Origin of the sequence: Clostridium arbusti SL206 (genome assembly GCF_000246895.1) — a bacterium.
Lineage (GTDB): Bacteria > Bacillota > Clostridia > Clostridiales > Clostridiaceae > Clostridium_I > Clostridium_I arbusti.
In genome coordinates, this window is record NZ_BAEV01000012.1 from 20,881 (window position 1) to 42,674 (window position 21,794).

Genomic DNA, 21,794 nt, shown 5'->3' on the forward strand with positions numbered 1-21,794 from the left:
CTGCACTCTCCTATAAATGTTGATATTACTAGTTTTAATTACTTCTGATTTTTAATCAGCTCCCTAATAATAACACACAACAGGAGTACCAGCATTAATATTATCAAATATTGTCTGTGCTAAATTGTATGGTGAATTTATACAACCGTGAGAACCATTTGTCTTGTATATATCTCCTCCAAAAACACTTCTCCAGTTTGCATCATGTATTCCAATCCCTCCATTAAAGGGCATCCAATAACTAACTGGAGAACTATAGCCCTCACCTTTTAGAGTAGCATTTTTTTCTTTATATTTTAATCTGTAAATTCCTACGGGTGTTGCATCATTTAGGCTTACGTTACCTGTAACAACATCACCTTCCACTACCAACGAGCCATTTTTATAAAACCATAGATGTTGCTTTGTCATATCTATTTCCACATACGTATTTCCAATATCACTGCTGCCTTGAGAGAGCGCTGTTTTACTGTATGCCGGTTTTTTTGTTACTGTTTGTCCTTCTTTTATCGCTTCACTTAAATCTTTTACTTCTTTGTCAACATTGATTTGCCAACCATAGTCACCACCGCTAATATTTATAGTGTTTCCTGATGATGTATGAAAACTTCTCGCCTTACCAGCAGTATTATAAGTATTGGCAAGTGACTCTACATATTCTTTTACTTTTCCCCCATCAAGTATAACATTAAAATTATCATCAACTTTAAGCCACTTATTTATTATTGAACCATTTAAAATTTCTTTACTGTCTCCAAAATCATAGGTAACTTTTGAAGATACATATTTATTGAGCATGTCCTTAGCTTTGATAACCTTTTGAGACTTTGAAGTATACTTTGGCGTTATATAACAATTAGAAGACTCCAAATCTATTGTTGATTCCTGCTTAGATATTGCATCTACCACACGTTTAAGTAAAATATTCTTGTCTATCCTGTTACCTTTAATTTCGTCTACAATCATAAAAGCATTATCTACATATTTGAAGCTGGGTTCTTTAGGTTCAATTATATTGCTATCAGCAAGGCCCGATAGATTATCTACTTGTTTTGTTAGTAATCCTTTATCATATGAAATTTCGGCTATCATGTTGGAATGTTTTTTACTAAAAAACATTGAAGGCCACTTCAAAGGATTCTGTTCATCTTTGATACTCTTAAATTGTTCGTCAGATTTATACTTTAAATTAATATCACCTGCATTAATTTGTTCTTTCTTGCCACCTCGCTCTTTTATATTCAAAGAATATGTATTCAACTCAGATGTCATTTGTGCTTTAATTTCTTCCACTGTTTTACCTGATACATCAGTACCGTTAATTTTAGAACCAAAATATAGATGATTCATAAAATATATTGAAAACATAAAATATACAGTAAATAAAGTACAGAGACAAACTATTATTCCTGCAGTAATTTTATTACACCTATTTATAATTTTCATAGCATCTTCTCCTCGTCTTTAAAACTAGTTTTTAGTAGTTTTTTGTTACAACCTTTTCTAAAGATAATTATTATATGTATCTTTTATTAACTAAAAAAATTTTTCTCGATTTATAATTTTAGTTCTGTAAAATAAAAGTTTATATTTGTAATACTTTAAAGAAATAAATATGGCATATAAACTTAAATCTTGTCAACAATTCTAGTTATCATCTAACTTATAATTACAGACATAATTATTTTTAGACAAAATATACTTGTAGAATATAATTTATTACTCTAATAAATTATATCATCGTTCATTATAATATTACATATTATTCTAATAATATTTTTCATAAAATATATAATATATTAATTATTTACATACAAAAAAGGACTTCTAAAATCTCGGAAATCCTAATAATAGTATGATAAATAGATTCAAATTTTCGAACAATGGTTTTGCTTTAAGGCAAATTATATGTTATTTCTTGTATCAATATTGATTATATTAAAATCCCCGTAAAAGTGTTTCTTCTATATCAAGTTCTTGAAAGAGCCTTGATATAACTTCCTCATAATCACGTAATCTATCTGCCTTTCTTATTTTCTTAGCATACTTATCACTCTCTGCAAACAGATGTATCATATAAAACCAAAATTCTTTCATTTTAAATAATACATTTCTATCTCCAGAAAGGATTTCCTGATAGCCTGCATAAACTGCATGGTGAAATGCCTTAATCACCTGCTTATCTATGACATGATTATTCTTAATTTCTCCTATTAATGCTGGATTTGCAATAAGGCCTCGACCTAGCATTACTGCATCTAAACTTGGATACATTTCTGCCAATTCCCTATAGTCCTTCGCATTAAAAATGTCACCATTATAGCAAACAGGATTTTTACTTAATGCTAGTGCATCTTTAAACACCTCCATATTCGGCTTGTTCTTGTAAAAGTCCGTTTGTATTCTTGGATGAATGATAATCTCCTCTAGAGGATACTTGTTAAAGATTTCAATCAGCTCATAAAATTCATCTGAAGAATCCTTTCCGATTCTTGTCTTTATGGAAATCTTCGTTGATAGCTTTGAAAATATATCCTCTAAAAATTCATCCAGCTGTTCTCTTTGTGCAAGAAATCCTGAGCCTTTATGTTTTGCAACAACTGTACCAGATGGACAGCCCAAGTTTAAATTAATCTCATCATAACCAAACTTAGTTAACTCGTTCACCGTACGAATGAAATACTCAGCATTATTCGCAAGTATTTGAGGAACCACTGGCAGTCCTTGATTGTGCTCAGGTAATATATCATTTAATTCTCTCGAAGTAAAACCCTTGTTACTAGTTGGTGAAATAAAGGGGATAAAGTATTTGTCAATTTGTCCAAAAAAAGTTTGATGCGCATTTCTATATATATATCCAGTAACACCTTCTAACGGTGCAAAATAGTATTTCATATTATAAGACTCCTCATTATAAGTAATTTTACATCTATTGTATCCAACAAATATATTTTTGTATAGTAGTCTAATTTATTAAATGAAATTTCTTCACCTGCATTTCTTAAACCTTAAAAATACAATTTCTTAGATATTCTATACTCTTCCTGTATCAAAATATCTAGATATTTTTTATCTCTCAAATCAATATCCCAATTAAAGCTAATTGACTTCAATCGCATAGTTTCAGAAAAATTTCTTGTTATGTATAGGAAAACTTAACAAAAATTGAAAAACCCACGACATTTCTGTTCGTGAGTTTCATAATTGAATATTTTGATATAGCTATTCATATCCATTAACAACAACTTCTAATTTTCCTGTTTCTGGATCTATTATTAGACCATGTATTTTTATATCCTTAGGCATTAGAGGATGATTTTTTATGGATTCCACACTCTCTTTAATAGATTCTTCTACAGAATCAAAACCATGCAACCATTTTTTTATATCAATTCCTGCATTACATAAAGTTGTTATAACCTCTTTGGAGATACCTCTCTCTATTGCTTTTTCTAAAATTTTGTCTCCATTTAAGTTACTCATACCACAACCATAATGTCCAATTACTAATACTTCATCCGCTTTGAATTCATAAACAGCAACCACAATACTTCTTATTATACTTCCAAATGGATGCATTATAGAAGCACCAGCATTCTTAATAAGCTTAACATCACCATTTTTAAGGTTTAGTGCCTTTGGAAGAAGCTCTGTTAATCTAGTATCCATGCATGACAAAATTACTAACTTCTTATTTGGTTCTTTTGATGTCCTATACTTAACATATTCTTTATTTTCTACAAAGAATCTATTATAGTCTAATATTTCTTGTAACTTGCTCATTATATCCTCCTAAAGTTTTATAGTATTAGATTTATTATAGCACAGTAGCTAAATATAACAATTTATAAATGCGTTCAGAACCTGGTTTATATGAAATTATCTCACGATGATTAAGATATATAAGCTAAACTCTATTCATAAGACTCTGGTACATGTTTTATCGTTCCACAGAAATCCATATCATGTGCAAACATACTACCTTGAACCAATGGTTTTGCTTTATAGCAAACTACAATTTTCTAAAATCCACTGTAAGCATTAGTATTACTAGCTTTACTACCTACTGCCTTCTGACAGAAACTAGAGTTTTCTAAAACTAATGTAGGGAAATAAAAAAATAAGCCAGTCTACAAACTCTGTAAACTGGCTTATTTAAAGCTTTGGTAGCCCCAACGGGAATCGAACCCGTGATTTGTTTTTATATATTTTTATTTTTCTGCACTTTCCTATAAATGTTGATATTACTAGCTTTCCTTACTTCTGCTTTCTGGGCGAAACTATAGCTATCTGAAACTTTTGTGGGAAAAGTGTGGGAAAATTTAATAAATATTTCAAAACAACTTACAACACTATTTGCTTATATTTTTTCATTATCATTAATTAATTAAATTTCCATGTAAAATATTTCTGCTGGTTGGCTTATCAAGTAACAATCAATGTCATCTGCAATTTTCCATTTTCTATTAATTGTTTAAGATATTTTTTTGTTAGATATCGTATATCTATTAAATTTAAAGAATCATCTATTTCTTTTTTTATTTTATGAGCGTTACAAATTTCCAATATTCTACTTTGTATATATTCCACTTTATCTTAATAGGATATTTGGTCTTTTGAATGAAAGACTATGTATTTCTCAGATAACATTTCAAATCTATTTTAAAACTTTCAATGCTAATCCTATAAATCTCTCCACTATAGTAATCATACGTTAATAAACCTTCATTATTCTTATCGATTATCTTAGCATAATATAAATAATTACTTATTATCTCTACTTCATTTATATCTAATTCTTCAAACGGTACAACTTCCATTTTGGTTTGACTCTTAAAATCAATGTACCATATAGAGTCCTTTCATTCCTTATTTTCTAAGGAGTGCATTAGTTGGAATTGGATTTGGAATTTTACCCATGATATATGCTTATTGACAAGTATATAAAGTTCTATAATGAAGAAAGAATTCATGGGAGCTTAAATTGTTTAAGTCCAAATGATTTTATAAGAAAATCTATAAATTAGTTAACATTCGTTAGCTTTTGTGGAAATAAAGAGGTCAATCCGAAAATATAAATGAAATCTTAACTTTCAAATTACAACTCTTATTAATTCAATCTTATCCACAGGTTAAAAAAATCCGACCATTAAGATGTTGTTGACAATGAACCATTCCAGTATTACAATATCAATATTTAAATACTGATATTATCTATTTGTATAAAGCAGATGGAAAAGGAAATTAAAGTAGTTATTTTAAATGGAGGATATATATGAACGAAACATTTGATTTCAATATTGTTGATAGTATTATTAATGAGCTTGGATGTAAGAAAAGTGCAATTATTTCTATCTTGCAGAGTGTACAGGAGCATTATCGGTACCTGCCAAAAGAGATTTTTCCATATCTCTCAAAAAAACTTAGCATAAGTAAAGCTGAGATCTATAGTGTGGCCACATTTTATAAGAACTTTTCACTGAAACCAAAAGGTAAGTATGTAATAAAAGTTTGTGATGGTACTGCCTGCCATGTTAGAAAATCAATTCCTATACTTAACAGAATGCGTAGAGAATTAGATCTATCTTCAGAAAAAGCTACAACCGATGATCTAATCTTTACTGTAGAAACTGTATCCTGTCTTGGTGCATGCGGGCTGGCTCCCGTATTGACTGTAAATGATAAGGTATACCCTGCTATGACACCAGATAAAGCCGCTGACCTTTTGAAAGAACTAAAGATTAAACAATAAAATAGACCAGTTATTCATTTCAAACTACATAATAAATATTAAATCTAATTTTCAGTACAATAATGATAGTTGAAATTTATTATTGTATTGAAAATTAGATTCTTTATACATAAATTATTTAACCAATTGTCAGCATGTATTATCTTATGAGTATAATATTCTAGATAATCAAGTAACTGGTTAAAAATTTTAATATTATAATTTCTGCTTCAATTCTGACATTATATTCATTAACTTTTCATCTTCATCAAATACAGAAGTTCCTTTAAGATCAGCTTCATTAACACTATCACTATATGGAATAGTATAGATAATTGGTATACTTAATTCACTTAATTTATCTTCTATAATTTTTTTCTCTCTTAAATTCTTCACTTTATTTAAAACAGCTACATTATTTTTTATACCTATATCCTTAGATAATTTATTTATTCTTTCTGCCGTTTCAACTGAACGTAGATTTGGTTCAACAACTGTTATTAATACATCTATATTTTCTGTAGTTCCCCTTCCTAAATGTTCAATTCCAGCTTCCATATCCATGATCAATGTATAGTCAGATTTATTTATGTAATGTTGTAATAATTTTTTTATTAGTGCATTCTCAGGACAAAAACATCCGCCCCCTCCTTGTCTAATAGATCCAGCTACTAGCAACTGAACACCATCATTACATTCGATTCCAAATCTATCTAAAATATCATCTACTGTAAAATTTAATTTAAACATTTGACCATACCCACTGCCTGGTTTAACTCCTGTCTTTTCTGCAATCAAATCATTCATTTCTGTCAATGGTTTGATATCAGCCTTAGCTCCACCTAACGTAGTTATAAGATTAGGAGAAGAGTCCGTATCTAAAGCAATTACTTTTTCTCCTTCCCTGGAAAATATTCTAGCAAGTCCTGCAGAAATAGTCGTTTTCCCTACTCCACCTTTTCCTGAAATACCTATCTTCATCTTTTTGCCCTCCAAAATTTCTTCATTTTTTTATTTTTTTTACAAGTTTCACATAAATCAATGTCTGACAAATGTGGAAATTCTTTTTTTAATTTCTCGATTATTTTTTTAGTACTAAAAAACTTCCCACATTCCTTACATTCTATAAGCTCAACCTTTGTATTAAAATATTCAATATATCTATTTGAGCCTTCATCTCTGACTTTTATTGCTCCAGTAGGACAAATTTCAGCACATGACCCACAACCAATGCAAACATCAGAATCAATAGAAAAAGGAGTATCAACCTTAGTATCATAGCCTCTCCCTACAAAACTTATTGCTTCAATGCCTACTTTTTCCTTACACACTCTAACACATCTACCACAGTATAACAAACAATCATTGTCCTTACTTTCAAATCTGCTTTTAGTAACCCCTAGTTTCTCAAATCTTTCTTTTAATTCTTTTGAGCCTGGCGCTCTAGCCAGTATTAGTTCTGCTATTAATTTTCTTCTTTCAACTATTTCTTTTGTTGCTGTCTTAATTACCATACCATCTTCTACATATCTAGTACAAGAAGTATCTAGCGATTTTTCCCCGTTCTTCTCTATCTCGACGATACATAATCTGCAAGCACCATAAGGCTCTAAGCCATCATGATGGCATAGCGTTGGGATATCAATCCCTAGCTCTATTGCCAATTCAAGAATAGTCTTTTCTTCCTGAACTTTAGCTTCTTGACCATCAATAGTTACTTTCATCCTATCACTCCTGCCCCATATCTACACTGTTCTTACCTTTTTGAAATGAAGTTAAAAGTCTTTGTGTTGACGCTTCTTTTTTCTTACTAGATAGTTCTTCTAAAGTTGTCATTTTCAAGGCATTCGTAGGACATCCTTTCACACATACTGGTTCTTTTTCTTCTTCAAGCCTCTCTATACAGAAATCACATTTAATTACAGTATTGTCTGATTTACTTCTCTTTAATACTCCAAAGGGGCAAACTTGAATACACATCTTACATCCTATGCATTTATTCTTATTTATCACAACTGGAGATTCATCATTTTTTCTGCTTATAGCAGCTGTAGGGCAGACAGTCTCACATGGAGCATCGTCACAGTGCCTACATTGCCAGGGAATATTGCTTCCATTTATAAATTCTACACTTATCCTATACTGTGGAATAGGGTCTTCCTGAATAGCAGCAAATAAATCCTTGGATTTAGAATGTTCAATAGCACATTCAAGCTGACAAGTACGACAGCCTAAACATTTATCTATATCAACAGTTATTATCTTTTCCATATTTATCACCTCTTCCCTAAGAGTTGTTCCCTTTTGCTTTCAATATGCTCAAGCATTAGATCTGCTATTTTATGAGGATCACTTTCCACAGCAAATTTACCTCCAGTCACTTCTTCTACATCTTCAGTTAATAACTTAACTACTTCACTACTTCCCAAAATAGGAGGTGTAGTTCCTAAAACAGTAAAGACTCCCGAAGCTACAAAATAGGCACCTATAGATACTGCCTTTTCACTCATCCATTCAGGAGCTGCTCCTGCAACAGGTAGGTCAGAAGTCTTAACACCTAAAGCTTCTGCTATTGCTGCTATTGCAACAAGAATTCTTGTATTATCTACACAGCTTCCCATGTGTAAACAAGGAGGAATACCAAGCTGTTCACAAACTGCTCTCAGACCATCTCCTGCTAATTTAGCACCTTCTGTTTTAAAAAGGCCAGCTTTCATAGCAGCAATTGACCAGCAGCCTGTTCCTACTACCAAGATATCATTAGCTATTAAATCTTTAGCAACTTCAATATGGCTTTTATCATGTTCTACTTTAGGATTATTACAACCTACTATACCTGCTATCCCTTTGATTGTACCTTCTTTAATTGCATCAATAAGTGGATTCAAGGAACCACCTAGGGCTTCAACTATAGCTTCAACAGAAAAGCCTACAATTCCATCCATCTTTTCTGAAGGTATTTTAATCTTATCTTTTGCTCTAGAAGGGTAATTCTCAATGGCTGTTTTAATAATTTTCCTAGCAATTTCATCTGCCTGTTTTGGAGAAAACTCAATATGTTCTGCTCCTGGTATCTTTGCTTTTTCAGAAGTAGTAATTAATTTTGTATGATAACAATCAGCTACATCTACCAGCGAAGGCATAATACATTGATAATCGACTACCATAGCATCTACAGCACCGGTAGTTATTGCTAATTCTTGTTGTAGAAAGTTACCCGCTGTTGGTATTCCATGTCTCATTGTAATTTCATTTCCTGTACAGCACATACCAGCTACGACAATTCCTTCTGCTCCTTTACTTTTAGCCAATTCTATCATTTCTTCATCTTCAGCAGCTTCAACAATTTTTTCAGACAAGATTGGCACATGACCATGAGTAATTATATTTACTTTATCTTCTTCTAACACACCTAAATTAGAAAAAGATTTAACAGGCTGAGGAGTACCAAACATTACATCTGAAAATTCAGTACCAATTAAAGAACCACCCCAACCATCTCCAAGCGCTGTTCTAAGTCCATGTAGACTCAAGTTAAGAGGATCAGCATCAACTCCCATGTGTGTTCGGTGCATACTTTCTGTAACTTCCCTATCTATATTTCTAGGAGCAATATTTATATTCTTCCAAATCTTCTTTAAACTTTCAGGAGCATAAGCATTGGCAAATTGAAGCATGTTTTCATCCTGTTTTCCAAAGTCTAAAAGAGCTATTCTAGCAACATCTTCAGCAATATCTTTAATTTCTCTATTTATATCAATTCCTAATTTAGACGCTATTGCCTTTAATTTAGCTTCATCCTTTATCTCATACCCTAATAATTCTCCTTCAGCCACCTCTTTAAATACTAATGCTATCTCTCGACTATGATCGCTATGGGCAGCCGCACCAGCCGCAATCATTCTAACTAAGTTTCTAGAAACTATTGTAGCCGCTGTGGCACCACATACCCCCTTTGAAGGTCCTTCTCCAAAAGGATCTATTCTACATGGACCCATAGTACAATTAGTACAGCATAAACCAAGTTGACCAAAACCACATTGAGGCTGTTGCGCTTCAAATCTATCCCAAACAGTCTCCACTCCATCAGCATGTGATTTTTTAATTCCTTCCTGTGTTGCTTTATCATATGACTTTTTTTCAAGCAAAATACTTAACTCCTCTCTTTTGTATGAATTATCAATATTTAAATATATTTTATTATTTTTTATTCTTTTGCTATTGCATTAAAATGACAAACTTCAATACACGTTCCACACTTAATACATTTGTCTTTATGTATAATATGCTGCTTTTTAACTTCTCCACTGATAGCATCTGCAGGACATTCCTTTACACATTTAGTACATCCTCTACAATCATCAGTAATATAGTATTCCAATAATGACTGACATACCCCAGCTGAACATTTTTTATCTTTTATATGAACTTCATATTCAGCTCTAAAATATTTCAGTGTTGACAATACAGGATTAGGTGCAGCTTGTCCCAAGCCACATAAAGCAGTATCTTTTATTGTTTTGCCCAAAGTCTCTAATTGATCTAAATCTTCGATTTTAGCCTTACCTTCTGTAATCTTATCCAATATATCTAACATTCTTTTAGTACCTTCACAGCAAGGAGCACACTTACCACAAGATTCCGCTACTGTAAAGTTTAAAAAGAACCTAGCTATATCTACCATACAGTTATCTTCATCTAGTACAACCAACCCACCAGAACCCATCATTGCTCCCGCTTGCACTAATGAGTCATAATCAACTGCTAAATCTAACTTATCTTTTGGGAGGCAGCCCCCAGAAGGGCCACCAATCTGAACTGCTTTAAAGTCTCTGCCATTAGGTATCCCGCCACCTATATCATAAATTATTTTTTTCATTGAAATTCCCATTGGTACTTCCACTAAACCAGTATTATTTATCTTACCCGTCAAAGAAAAGACCTTAGTTCCTCTGCTGCCTTCAGTGCCTATTTTGCTATAGACTTTAGCTCCATTAATAATAATCCCTGCAATATTAGCATAGGTTTCTACATTATTAATGTTTGTAGGCTTACCCCACAATCCTTTCTGGGCTGGAAATGGTGGTTTAGATTTAGGCATCCCACGTTTTCCTTCAATAGATGCTATCAAAGCCGTCTCTTCACCACAGACAAAAGCTCCAGCACCAGCTTTAATCTCAATATCAAAATTAAACTCTGTACCAAACAATTCTTTTCCCAAAAAACCATACTCTCTAGCCTGAACAATAGCCTCTTTTAAGCGTTTAATGGCTAGTGGATACTCAGCTCTAACATAAACATATCCTTCATTGGAACCAATAGCATACGCAGCAATAATCATTCCTTCAAGAACCTTATGTGGATCTCCTACCAGTACACTTTCATCCATAAAAGCACCTGGATCACCTTCATCAGCATTGCAAATAACATATTTTTTGCTTCCTTTACTATCTCGAGCAAATTGCCACTTAAGTCCAGTTGGAAATCCTCCGCCTCCTCGTCCACGAAGACCTGATTGCTTAATTTCATCAATTACTTCCTGTGGCTTCATTTCAGTTAAAGCTTGTCCTAATGCCTGATAACCATCTCTTGCTATGTAATCTTTAATATCTTTTGGATTGATTTTACCGCAATTATTCAATACAATTTTCTTCTGTTTACTATAAAAATCAATATCATCATAAGAAAATATATTTTTTCCACTAACCGGATCTTTATATAATAATCTTTCTACTATCTCACCCTTTAAAAACTGTTTTTCTACTAGCTCTTTTACATCTTCAGCACTTACTTTACAATAAAATATTCTTTCTGGATACACTATTACAATTGGTCCTTTTTCACAAAAACCATGACAACCTGTTTCTACTACCTTTACTTCATTTTCTAAATGGTTATTAATAAGTTCTTCTTTTAATGCATGTTGAACTTCTCTGCATCCGGAGGAAATACACCCTGTACCCCCACAGACTAGAATTCGTTTTTCTACTTCTTCTAAACCTTCTTGAAAATCTTTCTGCAGCTTTTTTAATTCTTCCAGTGATTTCAAACTATTCACCTCCACAATAAAGAGCATTAATTCAAGAATAAAATTAAGTACTTCAGTATTTTTTCTCATAATTCATATACTTGGTTAGTTATTGCTTAATTCATTATTTATTCTATAAAATCTTGAAAAGTTATTAAATTTATTTATTCCACATCACTAGCGTTTCATCGTTTTTTAGCTGAAATCACTTTGAAAATAAAAGCTTCTTTGTTTAATCACTATGTTGCAAAATCCGTTAAACAAAGGGGCTGAAAAAATGAAATATACGGATAATTATACCATATTTTATAACAAATTTATAGATATAATCTGTATAATTCTGTCTATGTTCTAAGTAGTCTGCTAACTTATATTCTCCCATAGCTTTGTCATTCTTGCTTGTGTAATTGTCTCCACATCAACATATTGAAGATTATTAAATAGAATTGTTATACCTAAAGAAAAAGTCACTGCTGTAGAAAAAATAAATGGTTTATTTGCATAGCCTTTTATATCTATCTAAAGCTAATGTGGGAAAAATAAAAAAATAAGCAAGTCTACAAACTCTGTAAGCCCGCTTATTTCAAGCTTTGGTAGTCCCAACGAAAATCGAACCCGTGATTTGTTTTTATATATTTTTATTTTTCTGCACTTTCCTATAAATGTTGATATTACTAGATTTCCTTACTTATACTCTCTAAACAAAACTATAGCTATCTGAAACTTTTGTGGAAAAAGTGTGGGGAAATTTTAATCAGTTTATTTGTTGAATAAGCTAACTTTTGATTTAAATAAAGTTATGCTTACTTTATTTGAAATCGCATTTTACTTATTCGTACTTTAGGAGAAATATGAATTAATATTTTTTCTATAATGGGTGTCGCCAACATTTCCGACAAAGCGCACGTAAAACTAATAATAACCAAATATAAGTAGCATAAATGTTTTATAATTGTTAGAAATATGGCATAAGCTGGTATATTATTTTATTTTAAAATTCACATTTTTAATTACTTCAATAATTTCGCCATTTAATCCTTCAAATAAAGCATTATAGATATCTAATGTAGGTTCACCCAAATATAATTTATCAGGTGGTACGACAGCTTTGGCGCCATGTGCCAAAGCTTTTTCATATATTGCATCTACATCATCAACATATAGTGCAAAATGAAGTAAAGCACCATATCTAACATCTTCTTTATGCTTAGCTTTTAATCCTTGTGCGGGAACTTCTGCATTACGGTCAAATATTTCTATGCCTGTCACTCCATCTGGTGAAATAAGCATAGTAGCATCATTAATTTTAAATGAAGGTAAGGTTCAATGATGTCCTGTTTTAAAGTCAAATACATCTTTGTAAAACTGAATTGTTTTGTTATAGTCATAAGCCATTATTGCTATATGAGCTAATCCTTTTGTATTCATATAATCTACTCCTTGTAATAAAATTATATTGTATTTATTTAATGTTCTTCTTATAATAAAATTATACTTTTTTTGTTAACTCAAAAGAATATCTTTTCAAAGGTATATAAGTCAAATTACTTTTAAATAAAAAGTGTTTAATTCAATTTTCAGAAAATATTGAGGTGTTAATGGAATGAAGTCATTACAATTAGATAGAACAGATTATATGATTTGGGAACTTTTAAAAAGTAATTCAAGAATTCCACTGGTGGATATTGCAACACAAGTAAATATGTCACCACCTGCTGTGAAAGAAAGAATGACTAAATTAGAAGAAGCAAATATTATTAAAAGTTATACAATAAAAATTCAAGAAAAAGAAAACTTTATTGAAACTTATATCATGATAAAAACATCAAAATGTCTGCAGCTTGAAGACTATTGTCGAAACTTTAAGTCTGTTAAGGAAATGAAAAGAGTAAGTGGAAATTATAATTATTTGATTAAATTAGAGACAGAAACTTTACGTGAACTATATAAATTCCAAGAAGGACTTGTGAAATTTGGACCATCTAATGCATTTGTAGTGACAAAGAATATTGATTTTAATTAATAATATATAGATAATACCATCATCCGTGTCATGAAGTGCAAAGTAAATAAATTGGATAAAATAAACGCCATTTTATTTACTTTGGTTAGTGGAGTTCTTTATTTACGGTTTTAAGCCATTTTATAAGTAAATATATTTAGTTATTTATTCAAAGTAAAGTTATTTATAGTTTTAAACCTTTAATTTACTATAAATACCTACTTTGCCCCTGTTGTCACGAAAGCTGATACTACCACAGGTACTTTCAAATAAAATAAAACCAGAGTGTTTTTACTCTAGCTTTCTATCATCTATTTTCTTTCTCATAAATGGAAACATAATAGCTCCTCCTTTTTGTATTTTTACTTTATCCGGTTTTTGATACAATTTATGAATTACAGAAAATAAATAGGGCACATGAACTACATATTATAGACATAATTATTCTTAGATAAAATATACTTGTAGAATATACTCTATTATTATAGTTAATTATATCATCGCTCACCATAATACTACATATTATTCTAATAATATCTTTTATAAAATATCTAAGGCTTTCCGGAACCTCTGAAAGCCTCATAAATAGGATGGTAAATAGATTTGAACCACAACCAATGCTTTACCCTAATAGCAAACTACAGTTTTCTAAAATTTGCTGTAAGCATTGATATTTCTAGCTTTACTAACTACTGCTTTCTGACAGAAACTATAATTTTCTAAAACTAATTTGGGCAAATAAAAAATAAGCCAGTCTACAAACTCTGTAAACTAGCTTATTTAAAGCTTTGGTAGCCCCAACGGGAATCGAACCCGTGATTCCGCCTTGAGAGGGCGATGTCTTAACCGCTTGACCATGAGGCCACATTATAACATTTATATGACATGGAACTAAGCTCCATGTCATAATTAAAAAAACATTATTTTTAAAATGTATTTCCGATATGTCGTCACGCCTAAAAGTCACACCCGCACTATAGCAGGTGGGTTTTTCTCAATTTGCTTCTATCTACTTCCCAATTAAAGAGAAGTTCCATATCCACAAATAATATTTTGAAAATCCCTTTTTGATTATGTCGGTTGAACATATAAGCTTCACGGGCACATCAGAACTAACTACGTGTATTATTATATCATTTTTCACTTTAGTTTCAAACTTTTATTTCATCAATTAGCCCTATTTTTAGAGTTTAAATATACAATACCTCAATTTTACTCTGTTATTCTTTCATTTACTTGTGCATACATAATACTAAAGTTTTAAATCATCTATTACATTTTCAATATTAATATTTTTATTTTCATCATAAAATATTGCAACTACTTCACTATATTCATACTGATCATCTATGTCATAAGTTATAAACTGAATTTCTATGTTAAATTCTTTCATACAGTCTTCTAATAGGTCTCCAACATTGTCTATTACTATATCATTTAAATAAGGCTTAAAGAATTCACCATACCAAACTTCTCCTTCCTCTTCATCTTCACATTCGTCATTTGCGTAGGCTCTTGCTGCTTCAATCTCAGAATCATCGAAGTCATAATAAATCCTAGTAGTAAAAATATCTTCTTTATACTTAATTTCTTCTATATCATCTATTTGATTTTGTTTTAAAAATTTTATTATATTTTGTTTATCCATAACAAAACCCTCCAAAAATTTTTTTGATAATTATATGTTTTTTGGTTAAATTTAATATTAAAGTCTTTCTTGTAATTATAATATCACAGAAATACATAAATTATAATTGTAAATATAAAAATTATATATATGAATATATCTTATGTAAATATTTAAAATCTTTTTCATTTTAATTAATATATAGTCAGTTACTATATAGATTTAATAAAGTTTATTGCATATAAAAACTTGATAAACAAAAAATATAGAGAAGGGATATGGTTAAGATTATCCAAATTTTCTTAACCAGGTATGATAAATGATTATAAATATGATAGGAGTACCATTATTTTATGGTTCGGATAGAAAAGGTGTAGACTGTGCTCCAGATAAATTAAGAGAAAATAGAATAATAGATATTATTCATAATGACCATCACGAAATATATGATTGTGGAAATATGTTTGTTCCAAATGTAAATGAAGGGAATAAATATTCCTTTAATTCTAAAATGAAATATTTAAAGCCCATTATAGATGTCAATACAAATTTAGCCCATGAGGTATATAGTTCCTTCACCTCTGGTAGTTTTCCTTTCGTAGTTGGAGGAGACCATTCCTTAGGCCTTGGCAGCATATCAGGAGCTAGTAAATACCACAAAAATCTTGCAGTAATATGGGTAGATGCCCATGGTGATATAAATACTGATAAAACTACAAACTCTGGTAATGTACATGGCATGCCTCTAGCTGCTGCTATGGGTATAGGACCATCTATCTTAACAGATTTGTACTTTAAAGGTAGAAAGGTAGAACCAGAAAACGTATTTATAATAGGTGCACGAGACTTAGATAAAGGAGAGTCAGCATTAGTTGAAGAGAAAAGAATTAGTTTATATTCAACTAAAGATATAAAAAATAAAGGCATAGAATTTATTCTTGAGGAAATCCACCATAAACTAATTGAAAATGGTGTAGATGCGGTACATTTAAGTTTTGATATAGATTGCCTTGATCCTTCTATTGTTCCTGGCACTGGTACTCCTGTTTTAAATGGCATGTCTATAGAAGATGCAAAATTTCTACTAAGGTATTTAATGAGTACCAAACTTATAAAATCAATGGATTTAGTCGAGTTAAATACTTTATTGGATAAAAATGATTCTACAACAAAGCTAGTTATAGATCTAGTAGACTGGACCTTTAAAAATATGCATTAATAAACTTTTTTATAAGCTACAATTGTTATAGTAAAATTCAATACTGATTTTTAAGATTATATAACTAAAAAGCTAAGCATATAACCCTTAACTTGGTATATACTTAGCTTTATTAAATTATGTATAAAAAAGTTTTTCAAATGTGACATTAACCATAATTACTCAAGCTAATTCATCTAAACTTAGTGAGAGTACAAATTTCCTCTAAGTAAGATTCATTGATAGTTTTATAATAAGGCTATAAATTTTTCTACAAATTCATCTGCTCCACTAAATTTCTTTTCAGCTGGAACAAATTTAAATCTATATCCTTCTGGTACTGTTTTAAATTTAAGAGTTTTTAATCTCTCAGTAAGCATTGGAACACCTTCTCCGCTCCATCCATAGGATCCAAATGCACCTGCGGCTTTACCTCTATTAACAATGGCTGATACATGTGAAAGTACATCCCATGATGGCTTTACAGCATCTTGATTTATTGTAGGCGAACCAATTAGGATACCACTTGCCTTTTCAATAAGTTCATTTATTTCAGAAGGATCCATAGATGTAATTTCATGCACCTCTGCTTTTATACCTTTTTTATTTATAGATTCAGCTAAATAATCTGCCATAAGTCCTGTATTTCCATAAGCAGTTATATAAAATACTTGTACATTTTTTTCCTTAATAGGTTCTTGTTTTGCCCATTCTCTGTAAAGATTAATATATTTCTCCACATTTTTAATGTGAACTGGTCCATGACTTGGTGCCACCATCTGGATTTTTAAATCTTTTATTTTATCTAGTCCTGCATTAACAAATCTTTTGAATGGAGCCATTATTACATCAAAATAATATTTCATTTCTTGGAAATATTCTTCATTACAGTTATCAGTTACATCACAAGTTGGACAATAGTGACATCCCATTACATCGCAAGTAAACAATGTAGCATCTGATTCATCATAAGTAAACATTGTATCAGGCCAATGTAAATTTGGTGCAGATATGAACTTCAAATTAGTTTTTCCAAGATTAAGACTACCAAGCGCTAATGCATCTTCATTTTTAAAATCTCCATTAACAATTTCCTTTGCATAATTTATAGCAGCTTTTGTAGCTATTATTGTTGCATCTGGATATTCTTCTATAAGTCTAAAAAGTGAACCACTATGATCAAGTTCTGTATGTTGAACAATGATGTAATCCACTTTTCTTTCACCTATAACTTCTTTTATATTATCTAAAAATTCATCAAAAAATCCATTTTTAACACTATCAATTACAGCTACTTTTTCATCATCAATTAAATAAGAATTATAAGTACTTCCCTTTTTAGTATTCATTATTATATCGAATACTCTTAATTCCTCATCTTTTACCCCAACCCAATAGATGTTGTCTTTTAATTTTATAGCGCTCATTTTCATACCTCCTATAAATTCTTCCTCTTATAATGTTTCATAGCCAAAATTAAATTCTTAAATTCATTTAATTTTACCACAACTAAGCAATATTTCAAACTTAGGCATGTGAAAATAAATAATAAGTCAAAGATGCGACGTATATTTTGAATTATACAAGGAAACAGGTTCTGATGATAGTGGTGCTATCAGAGGGTTCTGTTAACGTAGTATGATTCAAAATAGACTAGCATACTGACTAGTTATTTATTTGAATGTGCCTTATATGTTAATTTTTTAACTTAATCTGCCAATAGATAGCATTTATATTATTAATTATAAACAAAATTCTTAGATTTAATTTTATTCTAATTAAATCTAAGAATTTATCTTATATATACATAATACTGAAGTATTTAGTTATCATTTAAAAGTGAAGATAACTTCTTATTATAAAATACATATTCTAAATGCAAGGCCCTTGTAAGTACTACGTATAATATTTTTTTATCCAGTTCATTATCAGCATAATTATCCTCATTACAGTTATATATTATGCTACAGTCAAACTCTAATCCCTTTGTCATATAAGATGGAATAATTACTTTTTCTAGTTTCACATCTTTATCTGTATCCTTTATTATGTTCCAATCATAGTTACTATATTTTTTTAAAAATCCTTTTATTTTTTTACATTCCTCATAAGTTCTACCTATAATTGCTACATTACTTTTTCCTAGTTTTTCACAATATTTTACAATTTCATCAAGCTTAGAGGCAAAATCTTTATTATTTTCAAATTTTTTAATTTCTGGTTCCATTCCATGTCTTAATACCGGTTTTGCTGGCTTTAAACTATTTTCTTGTTTTATTAGTATCTTATTAGCAAAATTTATAATTTCTACTGTGGAACGATAACTTTGTGTTAATTGAACATAGTTCCCATCGTTTAAGAATACAGCGCTTATAAGTTTTTTCCAATCATCTATACCTTTATAATAGTAAATTCCTTGGCCTACATCTCCAACTATTGTATATGAATTATTTCTTGCCATAGCTTTAATTATACAGTATTGAAAAAAGCTATAATCCTGGGCTTCATCTATAACTATATGTTTAAATGTAAATTTTTCTGGTACACCTTCTATTTTAAATTTCAAATAAATCATAGCAGCTAAATCATCACTATCTACGATTCCCTTTTCTTCATTATGTTTTAATTCTACTTTTATATAATCAGATAATTCTTTCGGTATTTTATTTTCAGTAACCCTATTAAACATATCTTTATCATTAAAAAGTTTATGAAGAAGCTGTTTAGTATCCTTATGTTTCCAATTTTCAAAATAGTCCTCTATATTATTTTTAGCAAGCTTTATTATATATTTCTTTTTAGCATCTCTTTCATCATATAACTCTATAATTTTCTTTCGTCTTTCTGTTCCATCTTCCATGGTCTTTTTTATTCTAGCTATGTTATATTCATAATTAAAAGCTACCTTTTCTATTATTTCTGCAATTCTATCTGAAAATTTAATTGTAAAATATCTTTTTATTTCATCTTTTCTTCTATCTACAGGCAAATGTGTCATATCTTTTATAAATAATCTCTTTATATCCACTGCAGAAAACAACATATATTTATCCACTCTTATATCTTCAATTTCTGCATCTTTTTCTTCTATATACTTTATATAATTATCCATAATACATTTATACATCATAGATCCCTTGAGTCTACTGCTTGACGTTATAAAATTATTATTTTCACCTTTTTCTTCCAATATTTCAGCAAGCTTTTTATCCTTGGTAAGTACTTTTCCCTTTAAATTAAGCATTTCAATAGACAATTCTTCAAAAGTTTTCTGTTTAACTTTATTAATTCCAAGACTAGGCAGTACCATTGAAATATAATCCAAAAATATTTTATTTGGTGCAATAACTAATATATCACTACCATTTAAGTTTTTACGATATTTGTAAAGAAGATAAGCAAGTCTATGTAGTGCAATAGTTGTCTTTCCTGATCCCGCCGATCCTTGTACTATAAGGGGCGAATTTTTACTTGCTCTTATAATATCATTTTGCTCCTTTTGTATGGTGGCAACTACATCTTTAAGCTTGCTACTAACGCTTTCTTCAAGATTTATCCTTAGGAATTCATCTACTAGTGAATTTTCATCGTTATCACTGGACTTTAATATTATTTCATTTATCCCTTCATCAAAGGCATCTTTCAGTTTTGAATCTCTAATTAAAAATTTGCGTTTTAAATTTAATGTTCCATCTACAAATCCATCTGGTATTTCATAAGAAGTTTCTCCTTGCGTTCCACTGTAATATAAATCTGCAATAGGTGCTCTCCAGTCAATTACAATTTCATCTCCTGTTTTACTGTCACCAAGACCAAACTTTCCTATATAATAGCTTTCATTATCTCTATATTTTTCTCTAAAATCTATTCTTGCAAAATAAGGTTGCTCCTCTGCATCCATATATTTTTCTAAATTTTTATGTGTTATGTTATATAATTTTTGAGTTGTCTCTAGTTCCTCATTATATCTACCTTTAGATTGTTTTCTAAGTTCAGCAATTTTCCCTTGAAGATCTAAATCATTCTTATTTATTAAATCAATTTCATTCTTTATCCAATTTTTTGTGTTATTTAGTCTATCCTTTTCCAATTTAAAATTTTCTTTATCTATGGCCATATTAAAACCCCACTTTAATAAATATTTTAAATAATCTATCTATACTATTATTTTTATATGCAAAATAAAATTATATCCCTAGTATGTAAATTAATCAATAGCACTATTTTAAGTTTTTGCTGCATATAATTTTATTATAACTTATACTTTTGGGAGGTAGTTATATTATGAAAATCCTGATTACAGGAATTGAAAATTCATTATCAAAATACATTAAAAATTACTTTGATAACACTCATGAAATATATAGTTTTACAAGAGACGAACTAGACATATCAAATAGAGAAATGACCTATAGAATTATAACAGATATCAAACCCGATATTTTAATTCATGTTGATTCAATGAGCAATATTGATACCTGCGAATCAGATGAATCCCTTGCCTATACCATAAATACCATAGGAACACTGAATGTTGCTTATCCCTGCAGCATATTAAATATCCCTATAATTTATTTATCTACTTCTTATGTATATGGTGGTGAGAAAGATTCCCCTTATTTTGAAACCGACAAATGTTCTCCTGTAAATATATATGGTAAAACAAAACTTGCGGGAGAAAAACTTATTAGAACTCTTTGCAAGAAATATTTCATTGTACGAACTGGCTGGATATTCGGTGAGGATAATTGTTTTGTAAAAAAAGTATTGAGTAATAAAAATGTATCTATGTTTGTATGCAGTACTGAAACAGGTAGCCCTACATATGTAGCGGACCTATGTAATGTAATTGAAAAAATGTTTTACTCAGACTTATATGGAATATACAACTGCGGCAATCCTCCTAGTACTACTAAATCAACTTGGGTAAAGAAGATTTTTAACTATGCAGGCATAGAAAGACGTATACTTGAAATACCAGAAAATTTTTTAAGAAATACTGCAACACGTCCTAAAAATTCTTCTTTAAATATATCTCTTATAAAAAATTGCTTTGATATAGACCTTCCTGATTGGGAAGATAGACTTATCCAATATATAAACACCAAATAGTATATACATGATAATAATATGATATATATTCTACAAATTAGTTAGATGAAATATAAAAACACTATCAAAATCCATGAATTTTGATAGTGTTTTTGG

The 21,794-nt window shown here is 30.1% G+C and carries 18 protein-coding genes, 1 tRNA gene, 1 other RNA gene and 1 pseudogene; 5 read left to right on the plus strand and 16 right to left on the minus strand.

Features of this window, described 5'->3' with window-relative positions:
• Nucleotides 1–63: 63 nt before the first annotated feature.
• The 5 genes from RH99_RS03840 to RH99_RS03855 form a co-directional block, all read right to left on the minus strand.
• Nucleotides 64–1,446 (minus strand): L,D-transpeptidase family protein, encoded by a 1,383-nt coding sequence (locus RH99_RS03840; protein WP_010234200.1) that lies wholly within the window; start codon nucleotides 1,444–1,446, stop codon nucleotides 64–66.
• 492 nt (nucleotides 1,447–1,938) lie between these two features.
• On the minus strand, nucleotides 1,939–2,895 hold the full coding sequence (locus tag RH99_RS03845; RefSeq protein ID WP_010234202.1) for a tRNA dihydrouridine synthase: 957 nt from the start codon (nucleotides 2,893–2,895) through the stop codon (nucleotides 1,939–1,941).
• Nucleotides 2,896–3,222: 327 nt separating this feature from the next.
• Entirely contained in the window at nucleotides 3,223–3,783 is a 561-nt protein-coding gene (locus RH99_RS03850) for a beta-class carbonic anhydrase (protein ID WP_010234204.1), read from the minus strand.
• A gap of 642 nt (nucleotides 3,784–4,425) precedes the next feature.
• The gene (locus tag RH99_RS19165) at nucleotides 4,426–4,566 is read right to left on the minus strand and encodes a hypothetical protein (protein WP_158511931.1); all 141 of its coding nucleotides are present in this window, start codon (nucleotides 4,564–4,566) and stop codon (nucleotides 4,426–4,428) included.
• Between the two features lie 62 nt (nucleotides 4,567–4,628).
• Complete coding sequence (locus RH99_RS03855; protein WP_010234206.1) at nucleotides 4,629–4,820, minus strand: hypothetical protein; 192 nt, start codon at nucleotides 4,818–4,820, stop codon at nucleotides 4,629–4,631.
• 105 nt (nucleotides 4,821–4,925) lie between these two features.
• Between RH99_RS03855 and RH99_RS20020 the strand changes: the two genes are divergently transcribed.
• Both RH99_RS20020 and RH99_RS03860 read left to right on the plus strand, forming a co-directional pair.
• A complete protein-coding gene (locus tag RH99_RS20020) occupies nucleotides 4,926–5,027 on the plus strand; it encodes an IS3 family transposase (RefSeq protein ID WP_138990592.1) in 102 nt (33 codons plus the stop codon).
• A 248-nt stretch (nucleotides 5,028–5,275) separates the two neighbouring features.
• Nucleotides 5,276–5,752 (plus strand): NADH-quinone oxidoreductase subunit NuoE family protein, encoded by a 477-nt coding sequence (locus RH99_RS03860; RefSeq protein ID WP_010234209.1) that lies wholly within the window; start codon nucleotides 5,276–5,278, stop codon nucleotides 5,750–5,752.
• A 195-nt stretch (nucleotides 5,753–5,947) separates the two neighbouring features.
• Here the strand turns inward: RH99_RS03860 and RH99_RS03865 are convergent, their stop codons facing one another.
• The 6 genes and pseudogenes from RH99_RS03865 to RH99_RS03890 form a co-directional block, all read right to left on the minus strand.
• Complete coding sequence (locus RH99_RS03865; protein WP_010234211.1) at nucleotides 5,948–6,712, minus strand: ATP-binding protein; 765 nt, start codon at nucleotides 6,710–6,712, stop codon at nucleotides 5,948–5,950.
• On the minus strand, nucleotides 6,709–7,455 hold the full coding sequence (locus RH99_RS03870; RefSeq protein ID WP_010234213.1) for a 2Fe-2S iron-sulfur cluster-binding protein: 747 nt from the start codon (nucleotides 7,453–7,455) through the stop codon (nucleotides 6,709–6,711). Before RH99_RS03870 ends, RH99_RS03865 begins: the two co-directional genes overlap by 4 nt.
• Before the next feature lie 4 nt (nucleotides 7,456–7,459).
• Nucleotides 7,460–8,002: a 4Fe-4S dicluster domain-containing protein gene (locus RH99_RS03875; RefSeq protein ID WP_010234215.1), complete on the minus strand. Its 543-nt coding sequence runs from the start codon at nucleotides 8,000–8,002 to the stop codon at nucleotides 7,460–7,462.
• Between the two features lie 5 nt (nucleotides 8,003–8,007).
• Nucleotides 8,008–9,879, minus strand: a complete 1,872-nt coding sequence (gene cooS, locus RH99_RS03880; protein WP_010234217.1) for an anaerobic carbon-monoxide dehydrogenase catalytic subunit — start codon at nucleotides 9,877–9,879, stop codon at nucleotides 8,008–8,010.
• A gap of 59 nt (nucleotides 9,880–9,938) precedes the next feature.
• The gene (nuoF, locus tag RH99_RS03885) at nucleotides 9,939–11,789 is read right to left on the minus strand and encodes an NADH-quinone oxidoreductase subunit NuoF (protein ID WP_444979456.1); all 1,851 of its coding nucleotides are present in this window, start codon (nucleotides 11,787–11,789) and stop codon (nucleotides 9,939–9,941) included.
• A 951-nt stretch (nucleotides 11,790–12,740) separates the two neighbouring features.
• Nucleotides 12,741–13,187 (minus strand): annotated as a pseudogene (locus tag RH99_RS03890) (VOC family protein).
• 175 nt (nucleotides 13,188–13,362) lie between these two features.
• On the opposite strand from RH99_RS03890, the gene RH99_RS03895 reads away from it, so the two are divergent.
• Entirely contained in the window at nucleotides 13,363–13,782 is a 420-nt protein-coding gene (locus tag RH99_RS03895) for an Lrp/AsnC family transcriptional regulator (protein ID WP_010234221.1), read from the plus strand.
• A gap of 768 nt (nucleotides 13,783–14,550) precedes the next feature.
• Here RH99_RS03895 and RH99_RS03900 read toward each other — a convergent pair.
• The 3 genes from RH99_RS03900 to RH99_RS03905 all read right to left on the minus strand — a co-directional run bounded on the left by RH99_RS03900 (nucleotide 14,551) and on the right by RH99_RS03905 (nucleotide 15,409).
• Nucleotides 14,551–14,625 (minus strand) — tRNA-Glu (locus RH99_RS03900).
• Nucleotides 14,626–14,693: 68 nt separating this feature from the next.
• Nucleotides 14,694–14,877: non-coding RNA, 6S RNA (gene ssrS / locus RH99_RS18500), on the minus strand.
• A 136-nt stretch (nucleotides 14,878–15,013) separates the two neighbouring features.
• The gene (locus RH99_RS03905; RefSeq protein WP_010234223.1) at nucleotides 15,014–15,409 is read right to left on the minus strand and encodes a hypothetical protein; all 396 of its coding nucleotides are present in this window, start codon (nucleotides 15,407–15,409) and stop codon (nucleotides 15,014–15,016) included.
• 298 nt (nucleotides 15,410–15,707) lie between these two features.
• Between RH99_RS03905 and rocF the strand changes: the two genes are divergently transcribed.
• A complete protein-coding gene (gene rocF / locus RH99_RS03910) occupies nucleotides 15,708–16,607 on the plus strand; it encodes an arginase (protein ID WP_010234225.1) in 900 nt (299 codons plus the stop codon).
• Nucleotides 16,608–16,834: 227 nt separating this feature from the next.
• Here the strand turns inward: rocF and RH99_RS03915 are convergent, their stop codons facing one another.
• Both RH99_RS03915 and helD read right to left on the minus strand, forming a co-directional pair.
• Nucleotides 16,835–18,013: an FprA family A-type flavoprotein gene (locus RH99_RS03915; protein WP_010234228.1), complete on the minus strand. Its 1,179-nt coding sequence runs from the start codon at nucleotides 18,011–18,013 to the stop codon at nucleotides 16,835–16,837.
• A 395-nt stretch (nucleotides 18,014–18,408) separates the two neighbouring features.
• Nucleotides 18,409–20,703, minus strand: coding sequence for an RNA polymerase recycling motor HelD (gene helD, locus RH99_RS03920; protein WP_010234230.1), 2,295 nt, complete (start codon nucleotides 20,701–20,703; stop codon nucleotides 18,409–18,411).
• Nucleotides 20,704–20,870: 167 nt separating this feature from the next.
• Here helD and RH99_RS03925 point away from each other — a divergent pair, with 167 nt between their 5' ends.
• Nucleotides 20,871–21,698 (plus strand): SDR family oxidoreductase, encoded by an 828-nt coding sequence (locus tag RH99_RS03925; RefSeq protein WP_010234232.1) that lies wholly within the window; start codon nucleotides 20,871–20,873, stop codon nucleotides 21,696–21,698.
• The last annotated feature ends 96 nt before the right edge of the window (nucleotides 21,699–21,794 follow it).